Here is a 15,971-nt window from a genome sequence, read left to right as displayed (position 1 = left end):
GCCAGTATCCGGCACGACGCCGGCGACCCGACGGCCTACTTCTGGGTTCGTCTGCTGCTTGCCGTCACGTCCTTTGTCCTGGGGACGGTGCTCGGAGTGCTCGGGTTGCGTGGGGTGCGCGCCGCGCGCCGCGAAAACGGTCAGGGCCGCGCGAGCGGTAGAAGAGGGGGTTTCCGGGCGTGGTCGTCTTCCTGCTGGTTCTGATCGTGGTGCTCGCACTGCTCGGTGCGGTGCACTGGTACGTGTGGCGGCGCCTCGTGCGTGATGTCACGACGCGCGGGAGCCTGCCGCGCCGACTGGGCACCGTCGCCGTCGTGGTGCTGCCGCTGCTGTCGTTCGCGGCCCTCGGCTCGGCCCGTGCCGGAGCGCCGTTCGTGCTCCAGCAGGTGGTCGCCTGGCCCGGCTTCCTGTGGCTCGCGCTGCTCCTGTACGTGACCCTCGCCCTGGCCGTCGGCGAGGCGGTCAGACCCCTGCTGCGCCGTTGGCTCGACCGCCGTGCGCAGGCCGAGGCGCCCACGGCGGCGCCGGTGGCGGCGCCCGTACCCGTGCCGGTGCCGGAACACGTGCCGGCCGCCCCCGGGGAGCCGGCCGAAGCGGCCCCGTCGTCAGTCGCCACGACGCCCGCCGAGGTCTCCCGGCGGCTCTTCGTCTCCCGGGTCGTCGGCGGCGCCGCGGCCGCCGCCGCCGTCGGGACCGTCGGCTACGGCACGTACGGCGTGCTGCGCGGCCCCCGGGTCAAGCGGGTCACCGTCCCGCTCGCCAAGGTCCCCCGCGCGGCCCACGGCTACCGGATCGCCGTCGTCTCCGACATCCACCTCGGGCCGATCCTCGGCCGCGCCCACACCCAGCGCATCGTGGACACGATCAACTCCACCCAGCCCGACCTGATCGCGATCGTCGGCGACCTCGTCGACGGAACCGTCGAGAACCTCGGCTCCGCCGCCGAGCCCCTCGCGCGGCTCCGCGCCCGGCACGGCTCCTTCTTCGTGACCGGAAACCACGAGTACTTCTCGGGCGCCGACGCCTGGGTCGACCACGTCCGTGAGCTCGGGCTGCGCCCGCTGCGCAACGAGCGCGTGGAGATAGGAGCCGGCTTCGACCTCGCCGGCGTCGACGACATCGCGGGGGAGAGCGAGGGCCAGGGCCCCGACTTCGGACGGGCGCTCGGCGACCGCGACCGGGCCCGCGCCGCGGTGCTCCTCGCGCACCAGCCGATCGTCGTCCACGACGCCGTACGCCACGGCGTGGACCTCCAGCTCTCCGGTCACACCCACGGCGGCCAGCTCTGGCCCGGCAACTACCTCGCCGAACTGGCCAATCCGACCGTCGCCGGGCTGGAACGGTACGGAGACACCCAGCTGTACGTCTCGCGCGGCGCGGGCGCCTGGGGACCGCCGGTCCGGGTCGGGGCGCCCTCGGACATCACCCTCGTCGAACTCGCCTCGAAGCAGGCGTGACCGGGACGATGTCACTCCCCGCACCGAGCCCGATACGTGCTGGTCATCAACTTAAATTCGCATTTCCCGGACATATGCCTGTGGTGTGAAGGTTTTCCCTTCCGCTTGCGAAATTCGTGTGATGGGATGACGCCATCGCGGCGTATTCGGGGGCCGTCGCAGCTGGGGTGGACGAAAAAAGGAAGCACGGCAATGCGGTCGACGGTCCGTCTGCGGATCCTCATCACTTGTGGAGTACTGGTGGCCGCCGGAGTGGGGGGCTGGCAACTCCTGCCCTCCGACGGCGGTCGGACCGATCCGATCAGCGTCGGCACAACCGACGAGGTCACTTCACTGGACCCGGCCGGCGCGTACGACGCCGGTTCCTGGGCCATGTACAGCAACGTCTTCCAGTCGTTGCTGACGTTCAAGCCGGGGTTCACGACCCCCGTCCCGGACGCGGCGGAGAGCTGCAAGTTCCAGGGCTCGAAGCTCACGGTCTATCAGTGCACGCTCCGCGACGACCTCTCGTTCGCGAACGGGCGCAAGATCACGGCCGAGGACGTCAAGTACTCGTTCGAGCGGATGCTGCGCATCAAGACGGACGTCGGTCCGCAGCCCCTCTTCCCGACCCTGAAGAGCGTCTCGGCCGAGGGCCGTGAGGTCACCTTCCGGCTGAGCAGCCGGGACGCCACGTTCCCGCTGAAGCTCGCCACGGGCGCGGGTTCGATCGTCGACAAGGACCACTACCCGGCGAACAAGCTGCGGACGGACCCGGCGGTCGACGGCTCGGGGCCGTACGTCCTCAAGGAGTACAAGGCGGGCGAGTCCGCGCTCCTGGAGCCGAACCCGAAGTACCGCGGCGCCATCACCAAGGTCGGCGGCCCGGTCCGCGTGAAGTACTACGGCCAGTCCGCGGACCTCGCCGACGCCTGGAAGGCGAAGGCGGTCGAGGTGACGCACCGGCAGCTGCCGCCGGAGTTCATCTCGACCCTGGAGCCCCAGGACGCGATCCGGGTCACCGAGGCGGAGAGCGCCGAGATCCGCAACCTCAACTTCAACGTGCGGCCCGGCTCGCCGATGGCCGACAAGGCCGTACGGCAGGCCGTCGCCGCGGTCCTCGACCGCCCGGCGATCACCACCGGCGCCTACAAGGGCACGGTCGAGCCGCTGTACTCGCTCATCCCGCAGGGCTTCCTCGGGCACAGCACCGCGTTCTACGACGTCAACCCGGAGCCGGACGCCAAGAAGGCGAAGCAGCTCCTGAAGGACGCCGGCATCAAGACGCCGGTGAAGTTCACCTTCGGCTACCGCGCGGACGCCACCTACGGCGCCGAGACCGCCGAGATCAAGCGGCAGTTGGAGAAGACCGGCCTCTTCCGGGTCGAGACCGTCGAGGTCAAGTGGGCGGAGTTCCAGAAGGCGTACGCGAAGGGCACCTACGACGCGTACACGGTCGGCTGGCTGCCCGACTTCCCCGACTCCGACAGCTTCACCGCGCCGCTCGTCGGCACCCGGAACACCCTGCACAACGGGTTCTCCAGCAAGCGGATCGACGAGCTGATCTCCTCGACGCAGCAGTTCGGCGACCGCTCCCGGGCGACGTCCGACTTCAAGGAGATCCAGAGCGAGGTCGCGTCCGAGGTGCCGCTCGTCCCGCTGTGGCAGAAGAAGGACTACGTCCTCGCCACCGAGGCGGTCGCCGGCTCCCAGTACCTGACGGACGGTACGGGCATCTGGCGCCTGTGGGAGCTCAGCTGGATCTAGGCCCCGGGGCTCCGGGGTCTACGACTCCGGGGTCCCGTCCGGCTTCGGCGGCTTCGGGTTCGCCCTCTTCTTGGGCTTGCCCGAGGCCGCCATTCCCGCGGCCGTCGGCATGAAGTCGGAGAGCAGCTCGTGCGTCTCCTTGACCAGCGGGCGCAGGATGCGGAAGCGGGAGAGCGAGATCGCGCGGGCGGTGACCGGCGCGAGCCGCTCGACCAGCCGGCGGCTGTTGGCCGCGCCCTCCGAGCGGTCGTACACCCAGAAGAGGACCAGGCCCATCTGCTGGAGCCACAGCAACTGCGGGAGGGCTTCCCTGAGTTCCGGGTCCACCTTCACGGAGGCACCGGAGATGACCCGCCGGTGGACCTCGATCGCCGCCTCGCGCGGACCCTCCGACTCGGGAGAGAAGGGGCTGAGCGGGCTGTCCGGGTCGGCGGCGTTCTTGAAGAACTGCGACGCGAACTCGTGGTACGGCTCCGCGATGTCGAGCCAGCCGAGGTAGACCCCCCGGATCCGGGCCGTGAGGTCCTTCTCGCCGCCGGCCAGGATGGGCTCGACGGCCGCCTGGTGTTCCTCGGCGATCCGGTCGTAGAAGCCCTGGACGAGGTGTTCCTTGGACGAGAAGTAGTAGTACGCGTTCCCCACGGAGACCCCGGCCTCCTGGGCGATGGCCCGCATCGTCGTCTTGTCGTAACCGCGCTCCTTGAACAGCCGGAGCGCGGTTTCGAGGATGAGCGTGCGGGTCTGCTCGCTCTTCGGGGCCTTCTTGTCTTCCTTCACGTCCGTCACACGGACGAGCCTAGCCGGGCGGGACGGGGGCCTCGCAGCGCCCGTCCCCGCAGTGCCCGGCCTCGGAGTGCCCGGCCTCGCCGTGCCCGGCGCCGTCCTCCGGCCCCTTGAGGGCCTCGCGCCACTTCGCCGCCGCCAGGACGGTCACCCGGGCGAAGGGCTGCCCGGCCGGGGTGGCCAGCCAGTGGGCCTTGGCCCGGTGGTCGGCGAGCGCCCAGAGACAGACGATCCAGGCGGAGGTCTCCCGGTAGACCTGGCCCCGGTCCCCGACCACGGTGATCTCCCGCAGGGTCGCGGTGTGGTCGAGCTCCGGGAAGCGTCGCCGGGCCTCCTGCGACCCGGCCGGCACGAGGTCGAGCGGGACGAGCTGCCGCTGGCGGAGCAGCCAGTGCCTGAGGTGCACACAGAGCGGGCAGTCGGCGTCGTACAGCACGGTCAGACGTCCCACGGGGGTCGGCACGGGGCTTGCCCCCTCAGCCCTGGGGCGCGGGCGGGGCCCAGGGGCCGCCCTTGGGGGTCGCGGTCCAGCCCTGCGGGCCGACCGGCGGCACCTGTTCGCGCTCCATGACCCCGCGGCGCCGGATCTTGTTGAGCACGTAGACGTTCCCCAGGTGCATGACGCCGAGGACGAGCAGGACGACCCCGAGCTTCACGGAGAGCGCCTCGAAGAGCGCGCGGGCGTCGAGGACGGCTTCGTCCTGGCTCAGATAGAGGGCGACGAAGCCGAAGTTGACGAGGTAGAAGCCGACCACCAGGAGGTGGTTGACCGCGTCGGCGAGCTTCTCGTTCCCGTGCAGGACGTCGGAGAGGAAGATCCTTCCGTTGCGGCTGAGTGTGCGTGCGACCCAGATGGTCAGGGCCACGCTGATCAGCAGATAGACGATGTACGCGACGACAGTGAGGTCCATGCCCCACCCTCCCTTGAACGCGTTCAAAAGCTGTTGGTCATGACTGTAGACCTCTCTTTGAACGTGTTCAAGTCACATGCGGGCGCGGTGGGGCGACCGGCGGACGGCAGGCGGGCACCCCGCTCCGGAAACCCCTGGTCACCAGCGGTCCCGCCGCCTAGGGTTGGCTGAATGACGCTCTCTCATGACCTGGTCGGCCAGGGCCCTTCGACCGTTCTCCTGCTGCACTCCGGGGTCTGCGACCGCCGGATGTGGGACGGGCAGTTCCACGCCCTCGCCGAGGCCGGACACCGTGTCGTCCGCTGCGACCTCCGCGGCTTCGGGGACACCCCCGTCGACGCCGCGCACACCCACGCCGACGACGTACGCGACCTCCTCGACCACCTCGGCGTCGAGCGGGCGGCCGTCGTCGGCTCCTCCTTCGGCGGCAAGGTCGCCCTGGAACTCGCCGTCCGCCACCCCGGCCACGTCTCCGCCCTCGCCCTGCTCGCCTCCGGCATCCCCGGGTTCGCGCCCAGCGACGAACTGCGCGCCTGGGGCGGCCGCGAGGACGAACTCCTCGAAGCGGGCGACCTCGACGGCGCCGTCGAGCTCAACGTCGAGGCCTGGCTCGGCCCCGAGGCCGGCCCCGAGGCCCGCGCGCTCGTCCGGGAGATGCAGCGGCACGCCTTCGAGGTCCAGCTCGCCGTCCCCGAGGAGTTCTACCCCGTGACCCCCGAGGTCACCGCCGACGACCTCGCCGGGATCAAGGTCCCCGCCCTCGTCGCGGTGGGCGCACACGACCTCCCCGACTTCCGGGCGGTCGCCGACGACCTCACCCGCCTCCTGCCCGGCGCCCGCCGCGTCGACCTCGACTGGGCCGGACATCTCCCCGCCCTGGAGCGCCCGGACGAGACGGCCCGGCTGCTCACCGACTTCCTGGCAGAGGCGGGCCGGTAGGCACCTGAGCCGCCGCCGACACCGCGTCCCGGCACCGCCGCCGACACCGCGTCCGGCACCGCCGCCACCGCCCCCCGCGCGACTCAGCGGAAGCGCCGCACCCCCGGCACGAGCGCCGTCGCGGCGCAGCAGCCGCCCACGGCGACGGCCGCGGCCAGCAGGGGCACCTCCGGCCCCCAGGCCGAGGCCGCGAGCGGCGCCAGCGCGTATCCCAGGGGCATGGCGGCCAGCGAGAGCAGCCAGTCGTACGAGGTGACCCGGGCCAGTGCGTGGGCGGGCACCGCCCGTTGGACGGCGGTGGCCCAGACGGGGGAGAGGAACCCGAGGCCCGCCTGCGCGAGCCCGTAGGCCGCGATCGTCAGCGGCGCGGGCGCGGCGACCGCGAGCAGGACCAGCGGCAGCGCGTACGTGGCGAGCCCGAGGTTCGCCGTGAGGATCGGGCGCCGGGGTGTGACGCGGTCGGCGAGCAGCGCCCCGAGGAGGAAGCCGACGGCGCCGACCTGGAGCAGGACGACCCAGGTGGTGCCGCCGCCGAGCCGCTGCACGGCGACGGCGGGTCCGAGGGTCATCAGGACGGCCGCGGCGCCGTTCCAGGCGCTGTGGCCGATCAGGCTGGTCCAGTACCAGTCCCGGGAGCGGACCTCCTGCCAGCCCTCCGCCAGATCGGCGCGGATCGAGCGGCGCGGGATCGGCACCCGCTTGACCTTCACCGCCGTCAGGATGAGCGCGCTGGCGGCGAAGGTCGCCGCGTCGAGGACGAACGCCCAGCCCGGCCCGACGGTCAGGACGAGGGTGCCGGCGAGCGCCGGGCCGCCGAGCCGGGTGGCGCTCCGGGCGACGCTCATCGCGGCGTTGGCCCGGTGCAGCGACTCGGCCGCCACCGTCCCCTTCACCAGCGGCGAGTCGGTCGGCATGGCGAAGGCCCCGGCCGCGCCGCCGAGCGCCTCGGCGACCGCGAGGACGGCCAGGCTGGGCGTACCGCCGAGGAGTTGGAGCCCGACGACCAGCTGGGTGCCGCAGCGTACGAGATCCGTGGTGAGCGCGACCGTACGGGCGTCGAACCGGTCGCCGACCACGCCGCCGAGCGGCAGCAGGAGCAGCTTGGGGACCATCGCGCAGCCGAGGACCAGGGCGAGCGCCGAGGTGGAGCCGGTGGCCTCCAGGACGGCGAGGGCGAGGGCGGCGGGGATGGCGGCGTCGCCCAGGAGGGAGAGGGCGCGGCCGGTGAAGAGCAGCCGGAAGGAACGGGTACGGAGGGGGTGCGGGGCGGGCGGGGGCGCTGTGGTGGTGGCAGCGTTCATGACCCGCAGGATATTTCGGTGCCGAATAATTCGTCAACGAAATACTTCCCGGGTGGTTCTCCGCCCGCCGACGTACGATCACCCCATGGCGCAACCCGAGGAACCGCGTACGCCGAGCGAAGCACGTACGCCGAGCGAACCGCGTACGCCAAGCGAAGCACGTACGCCGAGCGAAGCACGTACGCCGAGCGAAGCACGTACACCGAGCGAAGCGCGTGCCGCGCGCGACTGGACCGACGAGCACGTCGCCCGTTGGCAGCCCGTCCTGCCCGACCTCGACCCCGTCGTGGAAGGCGCCGTCACCCGGATGAAGAAGCTCTCCGTCCACTTCCGCCGGGTCAGGGAACAGTCGCTCGTCGACTTCGACCTGGAACGCCACGAGTTCGACACCCTGCACAAGATCGCCGGCCGGGGCGGCAGCGCCGCGCCCTCCGAGCTCGCCGAGGACCTCGACCTCGCCCCCGCCTCCGTCTCCGGCCGCCTCGACGCCCTGGAGAAGCGCGGCTTCATCCGCCGTACCCAGTCCACCACCGACCGGCGCCGGGTCGTCGTCGAGCTCACCGCCGCCGGCCGCGAGACCTGGCACGGCGCGATGGCAGTCCTCGGCCACGAGGAGTACCGCCTGCTCGGCGTCCTCTCCCCGGAGGAGCGCGTCCTCCTCAACGGCATGCTGCGGCGCGTCATGGTCGAGGCGGAGTCCACGGAGCCGACCCGCCACTGGTAGGGCCCGCGGTCCGGGAGACGACGGAGGGGGCGCCCTCGGGCGCCCCCTCGTCGATGACCGACGCTCACATGCTGAGCGACCGCGCGTAGTTGAGCTGACCCATCACCCAGTTGAAGGTGTCCGGGCCGCGCGCCGGGATCATCGTGGAGTGGTGACGGCCGCCGCTGGTCACCGTGACCTGGATGAAGCCGGTGGTCGTCTTCTCCTTCATCAGCAGGAACAGCAGGCCGAGCAGGCAGAAGATGAAGAAGATGACCGCGAGCACGATCGCGACCGTGGGCATCTTCTCCTCGGTCCGCGACATGTCCATCGCGTTCCACACCGCGCCCTTGAGCGGCATCGGGCCGGCCGGCGTCATGATCTGGTCGCCCACCACGGTGATGTCACCGAGGCTCAGCAGCGGCGCGCCGCCGCCCTGCGGCACACCGGGCACCTGCTGCGGCGGCACCGGCACCCCGGCCGGCAGGGTCGGCTGGTACGCCGGAGGGTGCGGGTACCCGTAGGCGGGCTGGCCCGGCTGCTGCTGCCCGGGTCCCCACTCGTACTCCTCCGACCGGTAAGGATTCGGCTCGCTCATCAGTCCCCGTCCTTCACAAAGAAAAAGCCCGCTCCTGCACGCCGCAGCGTACAGAAGCGGGCCGAAACACCGAACCAGGAGCCGGGAACCCGGCTCCTGGAACGCCAGTGATCAGAAGCGACGCGTGATCAGCGCGCGCTTGACTTCCTGGATCGCCTTGGTGACCTCGATGCCACGCGGGCAGGCGTCCGTGCAGTTGAACGTCGTGCGGCAACGCCACACGCCGTCCTTGTCGTTCAGGATCTCCAGGCGCTGCTCGCCGGCCTCGTCACGCGAGTCGAAGATGAAGCGGTGCGCGTTGACGATCGCGGCCGGACCGAAGTACTGGCCGTCGTTCCAGAAGACCGGGCAGGACGACGTGCACGCGGCGCACAGGATGCACTTGGTGGTGTCGTCGAAGCGCTCGCGGTCCTCGGCGGACTGCAGACGCTCGCGCGTCGGCTCGTTGCCCTTGGTGACCAGGAACGGCATGACGTCCCGGTACGCCTGGAAGAAGGGCTCCATGTCGACCACGAGGTCCTTGAGGACCGTGAGGCCCTTGATGGCCTCGACCGTGATCGGCTTCTCGGGGTTGATGTCCTTGATCAGCGTCTTGCAGGCGAGCCTGTTCTTGCCGTTGATCCGCATCGCGTCCGAGCCGCAGATGCCGTGCGCGCACGAGCGACGGAAGGTCAGCGTGCCGTCGACGTCCCACTTGATCTTGTGGAGGGCGTCGAGCACACGCTCCTTCGGGTCGATCTCGATCTGGAAGTCCTCCCAGACCGACGCGTCCGACACCTCGGGGTTGAAGCGGCGGATCCGCATCGTGACCGTGATGTAGGGGGAGGCGGCGGAGTCCGCCTCGACCTTGTCCAGTACGGGGGTAGCCATCAGTACTTACGCTCCATCGGCTGGTAGCGGGTCTGGACGACCGGCTTGTAGTCGAGACGGACGGTCTCGGAGCCGTCCTCGCCGACCTCGCGGTACGCCATGGTGTGGCGCATGAAGTTGACGTCGTCGCGGTTCGGGTAGTCCTCGCGGTAGTGACCGCCGCGGGACTCCTTGCGCGCCAGGGCCGAGACGGCCATGACCTCGGCCAGTTCGAGCAGGTTGCCCAGCTCGATGGCCTCCAGGAGGTCCGTGTTGAAGCGCTTGCCCTTGTCCTGGATGGACACGTTCTCGTAGCGCTCGCGCAGCTCGGCGATCTTCTCGACGGCCGTCTTGATGGTCTGCTCCGTACGGAACACCATCACGTTGGCGTCCATCGTCTCCTGGAGCTCACGACGGATGTCGGCCACCCGCTCGTTGCCCGTGGAGTTGCGCAGCTTCTCGATCTGCGCGACGACCAGGGACTCAGGGTTCTCCGGCAGCTCGACGAAGTCGTGCTTGGCGGAGTACTCGGCGGCGGCGATGCCGGACCGCTTGCCGAAGACGTTGATGTCGAGCAGCGAGTTGGTGCCCAGACGGTTGGCGCCGTGCACGGAGACACAGGCGACCTCGCCGGCCGCGTACAGGCCCGGGACGACGGTGGTGTTGTCCGCCAGGACCTCACCCTCGACGTTGGTCGGGATGCCGCCCATGGCGTAGTGCGCGGTGGGCTGGATCGGGATCGGGTCCGTGTACGGCTCGATGCCGAGGTACGTACGGGCGAACTCGGTGATGTCCGGGAGCTTGGCGTCGAGCTGCTCCGGCGGGAGGTGCGTCAGGTCCAGGTAGACGTGGTCGCCCTCGGGACCGCAGCCGCGGCCCTCGCGGATCTCCGTGTAGATGGAGCGCGAGACGACGTCACGGGACGCGAGGTCCTTCATGACCGGCGCGTACTTCTCCATGAAGCGCTCGCCGTCCTTGTTGCGGAGGATGCCGCCCTCACCACGGGCGCCCTCCGTCAGCAGGATGCCCATGCGCCAGATGCCCGTCGGGTGGAACTGGAAGAACTCCATGTCCTCCAGCGGCAGACCGCGGCGGTAGCAGGCCGCCTGGCCGTCACCCGTGAGGGTGTGCGCGTTGGAGGTCACCTTGAAGAACTTGCCCGTGCCGCCGGAGGCGTAGATCACGGCCTTGGCCTGGAAGATGTGGATCTCGCCGGTGGCCAGCTCGTACGCGACCACGCCGGCGGACTTCTTGACGCCGTCGACCTCGGTGATCAGCTGGTCCAGGACGTAGAACTCGTTGAAGAACTCCACGCCCTCCTTGACGCAGTTCTGGTACAGCGTCTGGAGGATCATGTGACCGGTGCGGTCCGCGGCGTAGCAGGACCGGCGGACCGGCGCCTCGCCGTGGTTGCGGGAGTGGCCGCCGAAGCGGCGCTGGTCGATGGTGCCGTTCGGGGTCCGGTTGAACGGCAGGCCCATCTTCTCCAGGTCGAGGACGGCGTCGATGGCCTCCTTCGCCAGGATCTCGGCGGCGTCCTGGTCGACCAGGTAGTCACCGCCCTTGACCGTGTCGAAGGTGTGCCACTCCCAGTTGTCCTCCTCCACGTTGGCGAGCGCGGCGGCCATGCCGCCCTGCGCGGCGCCCGTGTGGGACCGGGTGGGGTAGAGCTTCGTCAGCACGGCGGTGCGGCTGCGCTTCGTCGACTCGATGGCGGCGCGCATGCCGGCGCCACCGGCGCCGACGATGACGGTGTCGTACTTGTGGATCTTCATGACGTGGATTACCTCAGCCCCGTGCCTAGCGGATGTTCGGGTCGAAGGTGAAGATCACCAGCGTGCCCAGAAGGATGGTGAACACCGTGGCGGTGTACAGCAGGCCCTTGAGCCACAGGCGCGTGTTGGCCCGCTCCGCGTAGTCGTTGATGACGGTACGGAGGCCGTTGGCGCCGTGCAGCATGGCGAGCCAGAGCATCAGCAGGTCCCAGACCTGCCAGAACGGGGACGCCCAGCGGCCGGCCACGAAGGCGAAGCCGATCTTGGAGACGCCGCCGTCCAGGAAGAGCTGGATCAGCAGGTGACCGAGGACCAGGACGACGAGGACCACGCCCGAGAGGCGCATGAAGAGCCACGCGGCCATCTCGAAGTTGCCGCGGGTCGCGCGCGGGGTCTTGCCGGTGCGCTTGCGGGGGGCCTCGATGTACGGCGCGGGGTTGTCCACGTCGTAGTGGGCGCCGCCCTCGACGGGACCGATCGTGGTGGAGGTGGTGTCAGCAGACATATCTGGCGTCAGCTCCCGAACAGTTCACGTGCGGCGTGGCCGAGGACGGGGTACAGCGAGCCCGCCATCAGCACGACCCAGATGCCCACGACGGTCCAGAGCATCTGCTTCTGGTAGCGCGGGCCCTTGGACCAGAAGTCCACGGCGATGACCCGGAGGCCGTTCAGCGCGTGGAAGAGGATGGCTGCGACGAGGCCGTACTCCAGAAGAGCGACGATCGGCGTCTTGTAGGTCGCGACGACCTCGTCGTACGCCTCGGGGGAGACGCGGACGAGAGCGGTGTCCAGCACGTGTACGAACAGGAAGAAGAAGATGAGGACGCCGGTGACTCGATGAGCCACCCAGCTCCACATTCCTTCCCGGCCGCGGTACAGCGTTCCAGCCGGCACGGAAAAACCCTCCGGGAGCGGGGATCAGGGTCGGCCGGCTTCTCTGTCGGTCTGACCCGGCCGGGTACGGTCCACCGGCCCCGGTCATCGTAGCGACGACTTGTCGGTTCGCTCGCGCGGGGTCCATCGGTGTGATCAAACAGGCACGGACGGACTATCGCACAGGGCGGAATCGCCGTATTCCGGACGGATTCACGGCCCGGAGTGTCGCGGTGTGAGGACCTCCGTGAGGCGGAACGCCAGCCGTGCGCGGGCGAGCCGCCTCAGTTCCTCGGCGGCGATCACGCGTTCCTCCTCCGGTTCGTTGCCGAGACGTGACCGAATGCCTGCCAATACCTGGTCGAGACGCTCCCCGGGCCGCACTCCGTCGAGGCTGATCACGAACGCGTGTCCGAAGCTGCTCTCGTACGCGGCGTGGGCGGCCCGCAGGGCGGTCCGCGCGGCCGGCGGCGCGTCGGGGTGCGGCAGCGCCGAGGACTCGGCGGCCAGGGCCTCGTCGAGGTCGGCGCGGGGCAGGTCGTACCCGGCCTCGTCGGCGGCGGCGAGCAGCGCGTCGACGGTGGGGTACGGACGGTGCGCCGCCACCCGTTCGGCCCAGCGGAGGCTGTGGCAGCACGACAGGAGCAGGGCCTCGGCCTCGACGGGCGAGGCGGCGTTGAAGCCCGCGAGGCCGCGGACGGAGGGGCCCTGGTTCTGGGCGGGTATGGCGGGGGTGTCCGTGGAGCCCGGCTTGCGGCAGGGGACATGGGTGTCGCTGGTCAGCGTGGGCTCCGGTACTCCGGGACGGGTGGGGCGAACCGCGCGCGGGACGGGCGCGATGGGGTGGGTGTGACGCAACGTTACCGACGGGACGAGGGAAGTGTCCGACGGATGCGCGAATTTCACCCGGAAGGGAGAGTTTCGGAACAGGTGATGGACGAATGTGTTCCGGTCGAGGCTCCGTCGTGTCCCCCGATTGGCCCGACCGTCCGCCGTACGGGAGGATTCCGAATGATGCGGTACTCCATACGAGGGCCCCACAAGGGCCCCGCACTTCTGGCGACGGCGGTGGCACTGGCCACCGTGGCGGCCTGCTCCAACGGATCACCGTCCGGCTCGGGCACGTCCGCCGCCTCCGGCACGACCTCCGGTACGTCCGCGAGCGCGGTGCCCACCAGCGCCCCGCCCAGCCCGACGCCCACGCCGACCGGGACCTACCCGCTCTCGACCGCGCCCCGCACCATCCCCGCGGTCCGCGACCACGAGGCCGCCCGAGGCCCCGGCTGGAAGCCCGCGGCCCCCGCCGGAGTCGTCGTCGCGGCGAACAGCGCGGGCCTCGCCGACGAGGGCAGGCTGCTCGCCGGGGAGCTCGGCATCCCGTACCGCGGGACCGTCGCCGCCGGGCCCGGGGACGTCGAGCTGGCGCTCGGCGGGACCGGCGCCCGCGAGTCGTACACCCTGACCGTCCGCGACAACCGGGTCCGGATCACCGGCCCCGACGAGGCCGGGGTCTTCTACGGCACCCGCACCCTCAAGCAGTCGGTGAAGGGCACCGGCGCGATGCCCGAGGGCGTCGTCACCGACGCGCCCGCGAAGCCCCAGCGCGGACTGAACGTCGACATCGCCCGCAAGTACTTCACCGCGGGCTGGATCGAGGACCGGCTCCGCGAGATGGCCGACCTCAAGCTGAACCAGTTCGGTCTGCACTTCTCCGACGACCAGGGCTTCCGGATCGCCTCGGACTCCCACCCCGAGATCGTCTCCGCCCAGCACCTCAGCAAGGCCGAGGTCCGCCGGATCCTCGCCCTCGCGCAGAGCCTGCACATCACCGTCGTGCCCGAGATCGACTCGCCCGGACACCTCGGCGCCGTCCTGCGCGCCCACCCGGACCTCCAGCTGCGCAACGTCCAGGGGGTCCCACGGCAGGGCGCCATCGACATCTCGAAGCCGGCCTCGGCGCAGATCGTCGACGATCTGCTGCGCGAGTACTCCGCGCTCTTCCCCGGCGGCTGGTTCCACGTCGGCGCCGACGAGTACCAGGCGCTGACCGTCCGCAGCCCCTCCACCTCGTACCCGCAGCTGGCCACGGCCGCCCGGCAGAGGTACGGGCCCCAGGCCGGTGTCCAGGACCTCGCGGAGGGCTGGCTGAACGACCGCGCCGCCGTCGTGCGCGCGGCCGGGAAGACGGCCAAGGCCTGGAACGACGGCTTCTTCCGCGGCGGCGTCGTCACCGCCGACCAGCGCATCGAGGTCGAGTACTGGACGGGCAAGGAGATCGGCGCGCGGCCGCCCGCGGAGTACCTGGCCGAGGGCCGCAGGGTCGTGAACCTCAACGACGAGTACCTGTACTACGTCCTCGGCGAGCCGAACCAGTTCACGTACCCCACGGGCCGCCGCATCTACGAGCAGTGGACCCCGCTGGTCCTGCGCGGCACGACACCGGTGGCCGCGCGGTACGACCCGCAGATCCTGGGTGCCCGGTTCGCGGTCTGGTGCGACCTGTCGGCCGCCCAGACGCAGGCGCAGGTGGCGAACGGCATCCGGATGCCCCTGACGGCCCTCGCCCAGAAGGTCTGGGACGCGCGGACCCCGACGCTGACCTGGAACCAGTTCAGCGCGCTGGCGACGCAGGTGCGCTGACCCGGAGGTGCTAGCAGAGTGCTAGCAATGCGGCTAGTCTTGTCGCATGGCCACTCTCTATGTGCGCGACCTGTCCGAAGAGGCGCTGACCGAGCTGAAGATACGGGCCGCCCGCAACCGGCAGTCCCTGCAGGCGTATGCGCGGACGCTGCTGGAGCAGGAGGCTGCGACGCCGTCGCTGGAGGACGTGGTCGACCGGATCCAGGACCGGGTCACGGCGCGGCTCTCCACGAAGGACGTGCTCGACGACCTCGACCGGGGGAGGCGGCGCGAGTGATCGTCGTGGACGCCGGTGCGCTGGTGATGCTGCTCTCCGACGCGGGGCCGGTCGGCACGGCGCTGAGGCGACGGGTGAAGGGCGAGCGGCTGCTGGCCCCGTATCTGGTGGACGTCGAGGTGATGTCCGCGCTCCTGGGAAGGCATCGCGGCGGCAAGCTGACCGACCGGGAACTGGAAGACGCCTGCAAGGCGTTCGCGGAACTCCCGCTGCGCAGGTCGGAGCACCTGTTTCTGCTGCCGCGGGTGCGTGAGCTGTACGCGAACCTCACCGCGTACGACGCCGTGTACGTCGCGCTCGCCGAGGGATACGACGTGCCGCTGGTGACGAGTGACGGCCGGATCAAGGACGGCGCGCGGGCCACTCGGGCCAAGTGCCCGGTCGAGGTGTTCAACGACAACACCCACGGGGTGCCGTAGAGCGCTGCCCGACCTCTATGCAGCACACCGAAGCCACTGGCATGATTCCGGCCGCGCAGTGACGAAAAAGCGCCCCCCGGCGCAGTAGTGGAAGTACTGCGTCCGCATCGGGTGGCAAGGAGGCGTCCATGACGTCGGCGACGGGCCGGAGCCTGCTGGAACTGATCGACGGGGCCGACGAGCGGGGCCTGGCCGCGGCCGGTCTCGCCTGCCTCGACCGCTGCCTCCCGCTGCTCGTCGGCGACCGGGGCGACACCCTGCGCCCCGTGTGGGCCGCCGTCGCGCGCGGCGACGGCGAGGCCTGGGGCGAGGCCGTCGCCAAGGCCCGGGTCGAACTGGACGGGGAACTGGGCGCCGACGGCCCGGACGCCGGAGCCGTACGCGGCATGCTGGCGTACGCCCCGGCGGCCTGGACGGCCGAGGCCCTGCGCGCCTGGGCCGACGCGTGCTCCGTCACCGCCCTCGCGCTGCACGGCCGGTACGACGCCGCCGAGCTGCCCGACGGTCTCGTCGAGCGCTGCCGGGCCGGCGACGCGGACGGCGCGGGCCCGCTGCTCGCGGGAGAACTCCGCCGTCAGCAGGCCGTCCTCGACTCGGTCGCCCACGGCCCGACCGGTCTGCGCCGGGCCCGTGAACTCTCCGTCGAGGGCGGCCGGGTGCTGCGCGCGGTCGTCTCCCGCCGGGCCCGCACCTCCTGAGG

Annotated in this window: 18 protein-coding genes and 1 pseudogene; 9 read left to right on the top strand and 10 right to left on the bottom strand. The window is 70.8% G+C overall.

Translation table 11 applies throughout. The features are described 5' to 3' along the window. Positions 1-15 precede the first annotated feature (15 nt). From N5875_RS15140 to N5875_RS15130, 3 genes and pseudogenes are all read left to right on the top strand, one after another. Positions 16-204, top strand: a pseudogene (locus N5875_RS15140) (hypothetical protein); the annotation flags it as partial. Next, positions 180-1,457 carry a metallophosphoesterase gene (locus N5875_RS15135; protein ID WP_338494320.1) on the top strand — a complete coding sequence of 426 codons (1,278 nt, stop codon included), beginning with the start codon at positions 180-182 and terminating at the stop codon, positions 1,455-1,457. The pseudogene N5875_RS15140 and the gene N5875_RS15135, both read left to right, overlap by 25 nt. A gap of 192 nt (positions 1,458-1,649) precedes the next feature. Further along, on the top strand, positions 1,650-3,203 hold the full coding sequence (locus N5875_RS15130) for an ABC transporter substrate-binding protein (RefSeq protein ID WP_338494318.1): 1,554 nt from the start codon (positions 1,650-1,652) through the stop codon (positions 3,201-3,203). A gap of 18 nt (positions 3,204-3,221) precedes the next feature. Here the strand turns inward: N5875_RS15130 and N5875_RS15125 are convergent, their stop codons facing one another. From N5875_RS15125 to N5875_RS15115, 3 genes are read right to left on the bottom strand one after another with little or no spacing between them, the layout of a single operon-like run. Then, entirely contained in the window at positions 3,222-3,989 is a 768-nt protein-coding gene (locus N5875_RS15125; RefSeq protein WP_318208798.1) for a TetR family transcriptional regulator, read from the bottom strand. Between the two features lie 10 nt (positions 3,990-3,999). Next, positions 4,000-4,449 carry a DCC1-like thiol-disulfide oxidoreductase family protein gene (locus tag N5875_RS15120; protein ID WP_338494316.1) on the bottom strand — a complete coding sequence of 150 codons (450 nt, stop codon included), beginning with the start codon at positions 4,447-4,449 and terminating at the stop codon, positions 4,000-4,002. Positions 4,450-4,462: 13 nt separating this feature from the next. Further along, a complete protein-coding gene (locus N5875_RS15115) occupies positions 4,463-4,897 on the bottom strand; it encodes a hypothetical protein (protein ID WP_318208800.1) in 435 nt (144 codons plus the stop codon). 171 nt (positions 4,898-5,068) lie between these two features. Between N5875_RS15115 and N5875_RS15110 the strand changes: the two genes are divergently transcribed. Beyond that, positions 5,069-5,836 (top strand): alpha/beta hydrolase, encoded by a 768-nt coding sequence (locus N5875_RS15110; protein WP_318208801.1) that lies wholly within the window; start codon positions 5,069-5,071, stop codon positions 5,834-5,836. A gap of 83 nt (positions 5,837-5,919) precedes the next feature. On the opposite strand, the gene N5875_RS15105 is transcribed toward N5875_RS15110, so the two are convergent. Then, entirely contained in the window at positions 5,920-7,137 is a 1,218-nt protein-coding gene (locus tag N5875_RS15105) for an MFS transporter (protein ID WP_318208802.1), read from the bottom strand. An 85-nt stretch (positions 7,138-7,222) separates the two neighbouring features. On the opposite strand from N5875_RS15105, the gene N5875_RS15100 reads away from it, so the two are divergent. Beyond that, a complete protein-coding gene (locus tag N5875_RS15100; RefSeq protein WP_338494313.1) occupies positions 7,223-7,861 on the top strand; it encodes a MarR family transcriptional regulator in 639 nt (212 codons plus the stop codon). Positions 7,862-7,925: 64 nt separating this feature from the next. Here the strand turns inward: N5875_RS15100 and N5875_RS15095 are convergent, their stop codons facing one another. The 6 genes from N5875_RS15095 to N5875_RS15070 all read right to left on the bottom strand — a co-directional run bounded on the left by N5875_RS15095 (position 7,926) and on the right by N5875_RS15070 (position 12,661). Then, positions 7,926-8,438, bottom strand: a complete 513-nt coding sequence (locus N5875_RS15095) for a hypothetical protein (RefSeq protein ID WP_318208803.1) — start codon at positions 8,436-8,438, stop codon at positions 7,926-7,928. 111 nt (positions 8,439-8,549) lie between these two features. After that, positions 8,550-9,308 carry a succinate dehydrogenase iron-sulfur subunit gene (locus N5875_RS15090; RefSeq protein ID WP_148005859.1) on the bottom strand — a complete coding sequence of 253 codons (759 nt, stop codon included), beginning with the start codon at positions 9,306-9,308 and terminating at the stop codon, positions 8,550-8,552. Next, a complete protein-coding gene (sdhA, locus tag N5875_RS15085; RefSeq protein WP_030318425.1) occupies positions 9,308-11,062 on the bottom strand; it encodes a succinate dehydrogenase flavoprotein subunit in 1,755 nt (584 codons plus the stop codon). Before sdhA ends, N5875_RS15090 begins: the two co-directional genes overlap by 1 nt. A gap of 25 nt (positions 11,063-11,087) precedes the next feature. Beyond that, positions 11,088-11,567 (bottom strand): succinate dehydrogenase hydrophobic membrane anchor subunit, encoded by a 480-nt coding sequence (locus tag N5875_RS15080; protein WP_073910267.1) that lies wholly within the window; start codon positions 11,565-11,567, stop codon positions 11,088-11,090. A gap of 8 nt (positions 11,568-11,575) precedes the next feature. Continuing rightward, complete coding sequence (gene sdhC / locus N5875_RS15075; protein WP_015035721.1) at positions 11,576-11,956, bottom strand: succinate dehydrogenase, cytochrome b556 subunit; 381 nt, start codon at positions 11,954-11,956, stop codon at positions 11,576-11,578. Between the two features lie 192 nt (positions 11,957-12,148). Beyond that, positions 12,149-12,661: a 2-oxo-4-hydroxy-4-carboxy-5-ureidoimidazoline decarboxylase gene (locus tag N5875_RS15070; RefSeq protein WP_338499171.1), complete on the bottom strand. Its 513-nt coding sequence runs from the start codon at positions 12,659-12,661 to the stop codon at positions 12,149-12,151. A gap of 285 nt (positions 12,662-12,946) precedes the next feature. On the opposite strand from N5875_RS15070, the gene N5875_RS15065 reads away from it, so the two are divergent. The 4 genes from N5875_RS15065 (at position 12,947) to N5875_RS15050 (ending at position 15,969) form a co-directional block, all read left to right on the top strand. Then, positions 12,947-14,575 (top strand): glycoside hydrolase family 20 protein, encoded by a 1,629-nt coding sequence (locus tag N5875_RS15065; protein WP_338494305.1) that lies wholly within the window; start codon positions 12,947-12,949, stop codon positions 14,573-14,575. A gap of 46 nt (positions 14,576-14,621) precedes the next feature. Continuing rightward, positions 14,622-14,852 carry an antitoxin gene (locus N5875_RS15060; RefSeq protein ID WP_318208805.1) on the top strand — a complete coding sequence of 77 codons (231 nt, stop codon included), beginning with the start codon at positions 14,622-14,624 and terminating at the stop codon, positions 14,850-14,852. Beyond that, positions 14,849-15,271, top strand: a complete 423-nt coding sequence (locus tag N5875_RS15055) for a type II toxin-antitoxin system VapC family toxin (protein WP_318208806.1) — start codon at positions 14,849-14,851, stop codon at positions 15,269-15,271. The genes N5875_RS15060 and N5875_RS15055 overlap by 4 nt, the downstream gene beginning before the upstream one ends. Before the next feature lie 128 nt (positions 15,272-15,399). Next, positions 15,400-15,969: a hypothetical protein gene (locus N5875_RS15050; RefSeq protein ID WP_318208807.1), complete on the top strand. Its 570-nt coding sequence runs from the start codon at positions 15,400-15,402 to the stop codon at positions 15,967-15,969. Positions 15,970-15,971 lie beyond the last annotated feature (2 nt).

Origin of the sequence: Streptomyces sp. SJL17-4 (genome assembly GCF_036826855.1) — a bacterium.
Lineage (GTDB): Bacteria > Actinomycetota > Actinomycetes > Streptomycetales > Streptomycetaceae > Streptomyces.
The sequence above is the reverse complement of the archived record's forward strand: the minus strand, read 5'-3'. Positions and strand labels throughout refer to the sequence as shown.

Bases quoted from the DNA above. Each gene is read 5' to 3' on its own strand.
- N5875_RS15130 (WP_338494318.1), top strand. From the start codon at position 1,650: ATGCGGTCGACGGTCCGTCTGCGGATCCTCATCACTTGTGGAGTACTG.
- N5875_RS15115 (WP_318208800.1), bottom strand. From the start codon at position 4,897: ATGGACCTCACTGTCGTCGCGTACATCGTCTATCTGCTGATCAGCGTG.
- N5875_RS15110 (WP_318208801.1), top strand. From the start codon at position 5,069: ATGACGCTCTCTCATGACCTGGTCGGCCAGGGCCCTTCGACCGTTCTC.
- N5875_RS15105 (WP_318208802.1), bottom strand. From the start codon at position 7,137: ATGAACGCTGCCACCACCACAGCGCCCCCGCCCGCCCCGCACCCCCTC.
- N5875_RS15100 (WP_338494313.1), top strand. From the start codon at position 7,223: ATGGCGCAACCCGAGGAACCGCGTACGCCGAGCGAAGCACGTACGCCG.
- N5875_RS15095 (WP_318208803.1), bottom strand. From the start codon at position 8,438: ATGAGCGAGCCGAATCCTTACCGGTCGGAGGAGTACGAGTGGGGACCC.
- N5875_RS15090 (WP_148005859.1), bottom strand. From the start codon at position 9,308: ATGGCTACCCCCGTACTGGACAAGGTCGAGGCGGACTCCGCCGCCTCC.
- sdhA (WP_030318425.1), bottom strand. From the start codon at position 11,062: ATGAAGATCCACAAGTACGACACCGTCATCGTCGGCGCCGGTGGCGCC.
- N5875_RS15080 (WP_073910267.1), bottom strand. From the start codon at position 11,567: ATGTCTGCTGACACCACCTCCACCACGATCGGTCCCGTCGAGGGCGGC.
- N5875_RS15065 (WP_338494305.1), top strand. From the start codon at position 12,947: ATGATGCGGTACTCCATACGAGGGCCCCACAAGGGCCCCGCACTTCTG.
- N5875_RS15060 (WP_318208805.1), top strand. From the start codon at position 14,622: ATGGCCACTCTCTATGTGCGCGACCTGTCCGAAGAGGCGCTGACCGAG.
- N5875_RS15050 (WP_318208807.1), top strand. From the start codon at position 15,400: ATGACGTCGGCGACGGGCCGGAGCCTGCTGGAACTGATCGACGGGGCC.